The 1,332-nt window shown below is 39.2% G+C and carries 1 protein-coding gene; it reads right to left on the bottom strand.

What is annotated here, in order from left to right:
- Positions 1-1,300: IS30 family transposase (locus G633_RS19850; RefSeq protein ID WP_155834895.1), on the bottom strand; the 1,300-nt coding region annotated here is incomplete at its 3' end.
- Positions 1,301-1,332: the final 32 nt, after the last annotated feature.

Here is a 1,332-nt window from a genome sequence, read left to right as displayed (position 1 = left end):
CTTCGTCTGGGGAGACTTTTTTCAGTCCTGTTAAAGTCGGTATCTTTTTATCTAAAAGGAGCTCCGCTAGGTCAAAAGGTGTAGCCCCATTGAGACTGTCACGCCCTACAGAGTTTATGTGGCTTGCAAGAAGATTGATGTCATCCTGCGTATACTTGGACATGCTTCTTCCCTTAGGTATCACATAACGTATGTACTCATGATTCTTTTCTATGCGCGCTTTCTGATTTGAAACGTATGGATCGCAATAAAATACTTTTGTCCGTGGAGTTCCGGTTTGCGTATTTTCTATGTCCCAGGGATTCTTAAACTCTGAGCCATTGTCAGTAAGAATTATGGGAAAGTACTTTTTAAAAGTGTGTAATCCGATGGCGTCGCAAAGGCTGTTTATGGCAGCTACAACACTCTTCTGGGTACAATTCGGAAGTAGGATTATGATCATGAAACTGCAGCTTCTGAACAGAAGAGTTAACAGGCATTTTCCTGCTTTATTGGTACCCTTTACTGTGTCCATTTCAACGACATCAAGCTCCGGAAATGCCTTTGTATATTTTTCAAAATCAACATAAGTACGCTTTGAACGGTATGCTTGCTTGACATTTTTTATACGTGGTTCAGAACGCCTTTTTCTCTTTTTGTAGCGAACTCTTCTTGGTAGATCAATGTTCCTTGCCGTAAAGACTCGTTGATCAAAGTAGTTATATAAAGTCCTGCGAGAGACGGGAATCTCATCACCATGAACTGCAAATATATGGCTTAATGGTTGCCCTTTAAGGACCAGAGGAGAAATGAGTTCATTAAGTTCATCCAGTTCTTCAGGAGTCATGTTGATGCCCTTTCTAGAATCGGAAAGCTTTTGTTCATACATTTTTTGAGCCTTTTTTGCATCGTAAATCCTTTGCTCAAGAGTGCATAAATTTGTATGCTCACAGCCATTGCATACGTATGGAGGTTTATCTCTTTTGTTGCAGTAACGATCAAAAGGAAGATAACTAATACAGTGATCAGTAGGGTGCCCCCAAACACATAACCTACATACAGATTTACACTTAAGATCACCACATACATTTCTCCTGCGGCATTCAATATAGTGCAGACAACCTCGACACTTTCTAAAGTGCTGTAAAGGAGGTTTTGACATGGTATGATTCCGTATTTCTTTAGATATAGTAGTAGGATCTTTGTTGAGCATTTCTCCAATATATTTAAAAGAAGAATGTTGTAATAGCTCCTGCTCAATAAAACTTCTGTCAGACAATGAGAGATGTCTTTGGTTATGAAAGCTGTTTTTCTTATCCATGGTAATCCTTTCTGACAGATAACCTTGGATAT

The sequence above is a fragment of the Butyrivibrio sp. FCS006 genome (assembly GCF_000424525.1).
Lineage (GTDB): Bacteria > Bacillota > Clostridia > Lachnospirales > Lachnospiraceae > Butyrivibrio.
This window is presented reverse-complemented; position numbering and strand designations above follow the sequence as displayed.